Here is an 8,653-nt window from a genome sequence, read left to right on the forward strand (position 1 = left end):
GCCCCCGGCGAGGCCCGTCAGAGAGCCGGTGATGCCGAAGACCGTGCCGGTCAGCGTCGCGAGGACGTCGCCGACGAGTTGGGTCAGCGCACCCAGCGTGCCGGCCACGTCGAGACTGGTGACGGCGCCGAGCAACGCGCTGAGGTCGGGCAGGGGAACCACCGAGGGCGCGGCGGCCCTGGGCTCGGCCGGGGCGGCCGGGGTGCCGGAAGCGGAGCCGCCGGCCAGGCCGTAGACCTGCGCCAACGCGCTCACGCCCGGCAATTGCACCGTGTGGCGAGGCTGGACCGTGCGAACCCACGACCTCGTGATCTCCTGCGCCGACGCGTGGGCCTGCAGCGTCTTCACGGCCTGTTCGGCGGCGCACAGGGCTTGCTTCAGCTGCGCGTCGAGCTCCGGTTCGGCCCCCGGAACGCCGTTGTCGATGAGGTTGCGCGTCTCGGTGAGCGCGCTTTCCGGTGTCCGCTGCGCGACGGGTGTCGCGGCTGCGGCGGTGTCCGAGGAGCGGCTGTCCGAGGCGAGGGTGTCCGAGGCGAGGGTGTCGGTGACGGGGGCCGGGACGGGACGCGTTGCCGGGGCAGCCTGCGAGGCCGTGGCGGCGATGCCGACCAGGCTCGTGGCGCCCAGCAGCGCGGTGCCCATCGTGATCGCCACAAGCTTGTTGCTACGCACTGGTGATTCCTCCATGAGTCATGACAAACATGCTCAAAACGGTCACCCTAGGTAATGCCTCGCGCAATCCCGCACGCCTCGAACCGTGCCGAACGGGTTGCCCCCTACGCCGAAAGGGGTTTCCGGCCACCCAATTGCGCGCCCGCCGCACTCATCGGCCCGGCCACGGCCGGAATCCGACGCGGCGTCAGGAGTCCTGTTCGGCCCCCTCCCGGACGAACACCAGTTCCGTTCCCGGGGGTTCGTGCGTCGACTGCTTCGCGGCGAGGGTGTAGCCCATGCTGTGGGCCAGGCGTACCAGCATGTCGACGCGGACCGTGCCGTCGTGCTCCGGGACGACCACGCGCGGCGAACCGTCGAAAAGGTCCTCGTCACGCCGCCATTTGGAGCGCAGGCGGCTCGCCACGAGGCCCACGAAAGCGGCCACGGTCACCGCGCCGATCAGCACACCCAGGACCCGCATCGCGCCCCCATCCCCCGGACCTCCCCCGGGACCGTCATCGCACGCCGCCGGGCCGCGGCGGCATCCGGACCAGCCTGACCCGGTCCGCGCGCCCGCGTCCATCTCCCAGGCGGTCGTACGCGGGCGATTCCCCGGGCGTTCGCCGGTCGTTGTCGCCGGATACCGCTAACGTTCCCGCCATCCTGATCGCGGTCGTCGCCGTCACGGTGCCACCATCGCCTTGCCCCGGCGGTGCCCTGACGGCCGTGCGACCGCGGTCGGGACCGCGTGGGCGCTCGGCATGAGCGTAGCGAGCAATCGCGGGCATCCGGTGCCGTGGCAGGGCGGCGGGCAGGTGAAGGTTGCCTGACACGACACTTACCCGGCGATCCGCCCGAACCGTCCTCTGGGACGGCCGGATCGCGACCGACACACTCAGCGGGATGGTTCTTTCATGGGTTGGGTCCAAGCCGGCGACTATGAAGTCGCCCTGGAGGACGGCACGGTAGTGTGCCGCAACGCGTCGGGCAGGCGGCTGAAAAGCGTGCCCGCCAAGCTCTCCGACGACCCCGCGGTGCTCGGCCTGCGCCAGCTTGTCGAGTGGCTGGAACGCCACGAACGCACCTGCCGCGCGGACGTGGAGCGCTGGATGGTCCGCTCGTTCGCGGTCCCGGCGCCGGTCGTCGCCCGTGTGTGGCCCGACCCCGCGTGGCAGGGCGTCCTGCGCGACCTCGTCGTCGCCACCGACGACGGCGCCACCGGGTTCCTGCGCGACGCCGACCCCGAGCGCGGCATCGGCATCGTCGACCTCGACGGCGACACCGTGCGGCTGACCCCCGACGAGGTCCGCATCCCGCACCCCGTGCTCCTCGACGACCTCGACGACCTGCGCGAATTCGCCGTCGAACTCGGCGTCGAACAAAGCATCGGCCAGCTCTACCGCGAGGTCTGGCACCGCCCGGACGACCTGTCCGCCGACAGCACCACCGTCGACGACTACGCCGGCGGCAAATACGACCAGCTCCGATTCCTGTTCGGGCGCACCACGTCGCTCGGCTACCAAGTGCGCGGCGGACAGGCGGTCTGCCCCGTCCTGGAGGACGCCCGGGCCGTCGAAGCCCGCGTGTGGCTGGGCGACTTCGACCCGTACGAGAGCACCGCGACCGGCGGCCTGTCGTGGTCCGACGCCGAAGGCCGGACGCTGCGCCTCACCGAAGTCGGGCCGGTGGCCTGGTCGGAGGGCATGCGCATGGCCGCCGCACTGTACGCAGGACGTTCCACCGAGAAGCAGGAGGAGGCGGCGTGACCACCCCCCAGCCGACCACCGCGACGAACGCGCCCACCGAGGCGGACGCCGCCGCACTGCTCGACGCCGGCGCGATCCTCGCGCTCGGCAGCGCCAAGGGCGACGATGTCGACACCCTGACCGCCCGCACGTACACCCACGCCGCGCTCGACGACCGCCGAATAGTCCGGCTCGTCCCCGGCACCCTCGGCGACGCCGAAGACCTCGCCCTCGACTTCCTGGGCCTGGCCCGCGACGGCGACGCGCCCGACGTCGGCCACGTGCGCCGCGAGGCCCTCGGCTTCCCGGCGTGGGCGCTCGTCAACGACCCCGCCAACGGGCACCACGCGCTCGCCCTGGTCCGCGACATCGAACGCCTCGACCGGCAGGCCCGTTCGAAGCCCGGCGCCGCCAAAGAGGGCTTCGACGCGCTGGGCGCCACCCTCGGCCGGGCCGTCCCGCACTTCCTGCCGACCTTCTACGAGCAGGCCGCGCGGATCTTCCTCGGCCACGAGAACACCACCTACGCCGCGACCTTCTTCGGCAAGGCCCGCGAGGCCGAGCGCGTCCACAACCTGCCGGTCGAGGAGGCCCGCCTGCGGGCGGTCTTCCTGGAGTTCGCGTTCGCCGGCGCGCTGACCGCGAAGGCGCTCAAGGAGTACGCCAAGGACCTCGGGCGGCGCCTCGAACCAGCAGCGGCCTGGGCGGAGTTCCGGCAGTTGTGCGTGGAACGCTGCGCGGCGGGGGTGCAGCCGTACGCCGGTCTCGCCGAGGACGCCCGCGCGATGATCAAGGCGGTCGGCGGCGGAGCCGAAGCCCAGTCCGCCGCGGAACGCGCGCTGCTGGCCGAGCTGTTGCCCAGCCCCGCGATGGTGCGCGCGCCGCTGACGTTCTGGAAGGCGTTCGCCAAGTCCCTCGCCGGCCTCGCCGCCGAGGACCCGACGGTACGCCGCCGGCTGCTGGAGATCTTCCCGACACCGAGCTCGGGTGACGCCGCGACCGTGGACGCCTACTGGATGTCGCTCCTGCTCGCCGCCGGCGCGGACGAACTGCTCACCACCCCCGGCGCACTCGAACCCGGCGGAGCCGCGGCGTGGCTCGGCCGCTGGGCCCGGCACACCGCGCGCGGCTGGGGCAACCGCCCCCGCGACGCGGCGACCCTCGAACTGGCCGCCCGCATGGCCCCCGCGGTGATCGCGGACGGCGTGCCCGTCGACCTGTTCACCGGGACACACCGCGGCGAAGCGGTACCCGACCTCGTCGACGTCTGCCTGGCCCACGGCATGCCGCTCGTCGACCCCAGGCCCGACCACGAGACCGACATCGCGGCGTGGCTCGACGACTCCGCGCCCGGCCGCCGCGACCTCGTCGCCTTCGGTGCCGACCAGCGCTACACCGCCTTGCTGCGCAAGGCCGTGGGCGAGCTCGGCGGGAACTCCCGCCACCTGTCCGCCGCCGCCGAACACCCGGTGCTGAGCGTGGCGATGCACGACTGGCTCGCCGACCGGGTCGACGAACTCGCCACCGAGTCCGGTCTTCCCGGAGCGCGCAGCGCCCTCGAACGCGTCATGCCGTTCCGCGCGGTCGCCGCGGACGTCAACCCCGAGGCGGTCGCGCGCGTCCACGCTTTCGACGTCGCGCCCGTCCTGGCCCGCACCCTGCGCACCGGCATCTTCGACGAACTCGGCTGGCCCGCGCTCGAAGAGGCCATGGAACTCCTCGGCGTCGTCCCGGCCGCCGGCCCGGCACCCGGCCTGGCCGCGGCCGACCCCCAGGGCGTGAGCAAAACGCCGGAGTTCCGCCTCGCCGAGGCGTGGCCCGCACTCATCATCGCCACCGCGACCAAGGTCGTGGTGGTCGGCCCCGACGGCATCCTGCTCGACCACGACCTGCGCATCACCGACAAGCTGGATAAGTGGTACAAGCCCAAGTTCCGCTACGTGGACGGCGATCTGCTCGTCATGTGGTGGGTGGACGGCGAGCAGAAGGCGTACTGGTCGTCGCGTCCCGCCGAGGTCTTCGAGCCCGGCGGCGATGTGCCCGGCCGCTGGGGCGAGGAGTCCATGGTCTGCTCCGTCGCCCACCCGCAAGGCGGCCGCGTCACCGGCGGTCGCATCCTGCACGCCGGCGACACCGACCTGCCGCCACGTCGCCACATCCTCTCCGACGGAATCGGCTACTGGACGCTCGACCGGTCCGAGCAGCCCGCGCGCTGGCGCGAGTACGACCCCGTCTCCGGCGAGCTGGGCCGCCTCTCGGTGCCCGGCCCGTTCGCGGCGGCCATCGCCGACGGCGGCAGCCTCATTTCCGAAGGCTGCGAACTGATGCCGCTGCAACCCGGCCTGGAATCCAGCCCGTTCGGCACCGACGGCCGCAACATCGGAAGCTGGATCCGCGACGACGGGGACACCGTCACCGCCGGCACCCTCGACGGACACACCGTCACCCTCCCGGCCGGCAACCGCTACTGGAACGGTCGGCCGCGCCACATGCCCGTCGGCGGCCTGCGTCTGCCGGGCGGCGCCCGCCCGACCGTCGTCGACGCCGAGAACTCCATCGACATCCACGACGGCACGGTCCCGCTCGCCGGCCTCCACTCGGGCGGACGCGGCGGCGAGAACGCGGCCGGCACCCCGCTGGTCCCCGCGCTCGCCTTCTGGCACGCGCTGCGCCCGCGTGACGTGGCGTCGTCCGAGGCGCTGCGGGCGGTCGCCGACGCCGACGCGGCGGCCCTGCTGGCCGGAACAGCCGGCGAATACGACGCGGCGCTCGCGGCCTACGACCCTGAGGAGCCGGGCTCCACCGCTCCCGCCGAGCCCATTCCTTTCGCGACCGTCGCTGCCGTCCTGCCCGCCGTCACCCACCCCGGCGTCGCCGCCGGCGTCGCGGGTCTGACCCGGCTCGCCGCCCGACTGACGCGCCGCCTCGCCCAGTTCGGCACCGCGCCGCCGTCGGTGAAGGAAGCCGACGACGGCTGCCCGTACCGCCCCGCGAACGGCGAGGACGCCGTCCTGCAGGTGGTCACACGCGGGCTGTTCCGCCAGCAGGGCCGCTCGTACGGCAGCCCGGGCCGTTGGACCGTGCTCAACCAGATCCGTGCGGTGGCCGGGCTCCTGCGCGCACCCGACGCCGATGCGGCGACCGCCGCAGCCGACACGTGGACCTCCACCGAGACCCGCATCCCCGCCGGCAGCTTCGACTGGACCGGTGCGCTCGGCCACGCCACTTCGCTGCTCGTCCGCGCGACGTCGCCCATCACCTCCGACGAACACCGCGAAGCCATCGCGCTGTTCGTCGAGGAGCTCGCGGACCCCGTCTTCCACCGGCCCGGCCAACTTCGCCGCGTCATCCTGTGCGCCGAACACCGCGACAGCTCCCGCGTCGGGCAGGTCCTGCGGCGCGGCGACCGGGTCGTGGTCATCACGCACGAGGCCGGCTGGGGTTCGGACAACCGCAAGCACTGGCTGGCGCTCGACTTCGACCCGAGCGGTGGGTTCGGCGCGGTCGACACCTTCACGTCGCACGAGGAGTGGCCCGTCGAGGGTTCCGACGACCCCGCCCGCATGCGCGCACTCGTCGACCTGGTCCGTACCTCCGGGCAGGTCCTCTGGCGCAAGGAAACCGTCGACGCCTTCGTCGCCGCGACCGGGGCCCGCCGCGCGGAAGCCACCCTGCTCTTCGCCGCGTTCCCCGAGAGCAACTACTACGGACGCGCCACCCTCGACGCCGAGAAGCGCGCCGCGCTCGGCGGTGTCAAGGCCGCCGACATCGCCACCGCCGGCGCGAAGCTGAACGCCGTCCCGACCGACGTCCGCAGCCGCCTGCTCGCCGCACTGATCCCCACGGACCCGGCGGCGTGGTGGACCGAAGGTCCCGACGGCGAGGCGGCGGCGGCCGTCTGGAAGGCCCACTTCGGCGACCTCCTGCGCCTCCCCGAGAGCGTCGCGGTCGACGCGGCGGCGGCCCAGGTGTCCGAGACGACCGTGGAGATGGTCCTCAACCCCGAGGCGAGCCCGCTCCTCACCGGCCGGACCGTCCAGCGCCTCGACGCCAACAACAACCTCGTCCCGGACACCCCCGGCGTCGTCCCGCACGCCGGGGACCTGGCCGCGGCCGTGCGCGCGCTGCACTGGCTCGCCTACCGCCTGCCGTTCGGGGACCCTCTGCGCGAGCCCCTGCCCCGGACGCTGACCGCGCTCCGCGAGCGCCTTTCCGACCCCGAACTGCTGATCAACTTCGGCCACTCCTGGGCCGAGCGCGGCGGATACACCTCCGTGGTGCTGCGCGAGACGCTGGGCCTGCCGGAAACCGGGGGCGCGGACGCCGACGGCCTCGTGCGGATCGGCGAGAAGATCGTGATGACCCCGTGGTACCAGCCGGGTGAGCACATCCACCTCCGCGTCGCGAAGCTCACCGGACCCGACGACCCCGACCTCCTGCGACTGGAGGCGATCACCGGACCCAGCCGGGGCCTCGGGAGCTCGTGGCGGACCATCGTCGGCCCCGACATCGAACGCGTCGTGGCCGCCGACGGCCCGGCCGGCTACGCCCAGGACGCGTCGCTGTCCGCTCCCGACCTGGTTGCCGAGGTCGCCGAGACCTACGCCATCACCCCCGATGCCGCGACCATCTACCTCCAGTTGCTCGCGCTGCCCGACCCGACCGACCGCAACAGCGCGCGCTGGACCGGCTGGAAGCCCGCGCGCCTCAAGGCTGCCCGTGCCGCGCTCGCCGCCACCGACCTGGTGGTCACCGCCAAGCGTGCCCGCGCCGGACGGTCGCTGTTCCTGCCCGGCGGCTGGCACGAGTTCCGCAAGGCCCTGCCGCTGGAAACCTGGAAGGACGCGCTCTACCCGGTCCAGGACGGCTCGCTCGTGGTGCCGAACCGCCCCGTCGTCGAGCTCTTCCACGCCGCATGGCAGCGTGTCCAAGCGGGCGACGCGCCCGGCTTCGAGCAACTTCAGACCCGTACGACCCGGAGGGGCCGCCGCCGATGACCGCCACCGTCTCCACCCCGACCACCCCCGAAGGCGCCTCGCGCCAAGTCCAGCCGCCGGAGGACGCGTTCGCGGCCGAGCTGGAATTCCTCGCGGCGTACGACCCGGGCCCGCGCCCGCCCGCGTGGCGCCTCACCCCGCGCGCGGTCGTCACCTTCGTCATGGGCAGCGCCGGCCAGGCGCTCAAACTGCCCGACGGCTCCGAGTCCATGACGATCAGTCAGAAGTTCGTCGGAGAACGTGCCCTCGTCGAACGCTGCGTCGTCACCCTCGCCGGCGAGCGCGGGCTGCTGCTGGTCGGCGAACCGGGCACCGCCAAATCCATGCTGTCCGAACTCCTCGCCGCCGCGGTCTGCGGCACGAGCGGCCTGACCGTGCAGGGCACCGCGGGCACCACCGAGGACCAGTTGAAGTACGGCTGGAACTACGCGCTGCTCCTTGCCCAGGGCCCGAGCCGCGACGCCCTGGTGCCGTCGCCCGTCCTCACCGCGATGGCGCGCGGCGCCGTCGCCCGCGTCGAGGAGGTCACCCGCTGCCTCCCCGAGGTGCAGGACGCCCTGGTGTCGCTGTTGTCCGAACGCCGCGTCGCGGTCCCTGAACTCGCCGGCACCGACGACGCCCAGGTGCACGCCGTGCCCGGCTTCACCCTCATCGCCACCGCCAACCTGCGCGACCGGGGCGTCTCGGAGATGTCGGCGGCCCTCAAACGCCGCTTCAACTTCGAGACCATCGGCCCGATCGCCGACCTCGATGCCGAGACGGACCTGGTGCGCCGTCAGGCACGCGGCTCGGTCGAACGCGCAGGTGCGGCGTTCTCCGTCGACGACGCCGTTTTGGAGGCGCTGGTCGTCGCGTTCCGCGACCTGCGCACCGGACGCAGCGCGGAGGGCTGGGAGATCGAACGCCCGTCCACCGTCATGAGCACCGCCGAAGCGGTCGCCGTCGCCTCCGCCCTCGGCCTGGCATCGGCGTACTTCCCCGGCGACCGCGACGTCCTGGGCCTCATGCCCGGCCACCTGCTGGGCGTGGTCCGCAAGGACGACCCGGCCGACGCCGCGAAACTCCTCGGCTACTGGGACGCCGCCGTGCGCCGCCGCGCCGAACAGGGCTCGGCCACCTGGCGCACACTGTGGGACCTGCGGCATGTCCTGGAAGGGTGAGCCGCAGGTGCGACCGCAACGCCCGACGCACCACGCCGGGGCCGCCGGCCCGATCGTGCCCCCGAGCGGCGACGCCGCGCCGACCGCACCCCGCTTC

4 protein-coding genes and 1 pseudogene are annotated in these 8,653 nt (G+C 73.3%); 3 read left to right on the top strand and 2 right to left on the bottom strand.

The genetic code is table 11. From position 1 onward, the window contains the following. Positions 1–672, bottom strand: a pseudogene (locus tag ACRX5W_RS03295) (hypothetical protein); the annotation flags it as partial. Positions 673–859: 187 nt separating this feature from the next. After that, positions 860–1,135: a hypothetical protein gene (locus ACRX5W_RS03300; RefSeq protein WP_436786353.1), complete on the bottom strand. Its 276-nt coding sequence runs from the start codon at positions 1,133–1,135 to the stop codon at positions 860–862. A 433-nt stretch (positions 1,136–1,568) separates the two neighbouring features. Between ACRX5W_RS03300 and ACRX5W_RS03305 the strand changes: the two genes are divergently transcribed. Genes ACRX5W_RS03305 through ACRX5W_RS03315 form a run of 3 tightly spaced genes read left to right on the top strand, consistent with a single transcriptional unit; the run spans position 1,569 to position 8,556 of the window. Next, positions 1,569–2,420 (top strand): DUF4132 domain-containing protein, encoded by an 852-nt coding sequence (locus ACRX5W_RS03305; protein WP_436786354.1) that lies wholly within the window; start codon positions 1,569–1,571, stop codon positions 2,418–2,420. Then, positions 2,417–7,396 (top strand): hypothetical protein, encoded by a 4,980-nt coding sequence (locus tag ACRX5W_RS03310; protein WP_436786355.1) that lies wholly within the window; start codon positions 2,417–2,419, stop codon positions 7,394–7,396. The genes ACRX5W_RS03305 and ACRX5W_RS03310 overlap by 4 nt, the downstream gene beginning before the upstream one ends. After that, positions 7,393–8,556 carry an ATP-binding protein gene (locus ACRX5W_RS03315; protein ID WP_436786356.1) on the top strand — a complete coding sequence of 388 codons (1,164 nt, stop codon included), beginning with the start codon at positions 7,393–7,395 and terminating at the stop codon, positions 8,554–8,556. Before ACRX5W_RS03310 ends, ACRX5W_RS03315 begins: the two co-directional genes overlap by 4 nt. Positions 8,557–8,653 lie beyond the last annotated feature (97 nt).

Source organism: Yinghuangia sp. YIM S10712 (genome assembly GCF_051388935.1).
Taxonomy (GTDB): domain Bacteria; phylum Actinomycetota; class Actinomycetes; order Streptomycetales; family Streptomycetaceae; genus Yinghuangia.

What these genes read in the sequence shown, in the direction of transcription:
- ACRX5W_RS03300 (WP_436786353.1), bottom strand. Translation starts at nt 1,135, where the DNA reads ATGCGGGTCCTGGGTGTGCTGATCGGCGCGGTGACCGTGGCCGCTTTC.
- ACRX5W_RS03305 (WP_436786354.1), top strand. Translation starts at nt 1,569, where the DNA reads ATGGGTTGGGTCCAAGCCGGCGACTATGAAGTCGCCCTGGAGGACGGC.
- ACRX5W_RS03315 (WP_436786356.1), top strand. Translation starts at nt 7,393, where the DNA reads ATGACCGCCACCGTCTCCACCCCGACCACCCCCGAAGGCGCCTCGCGC.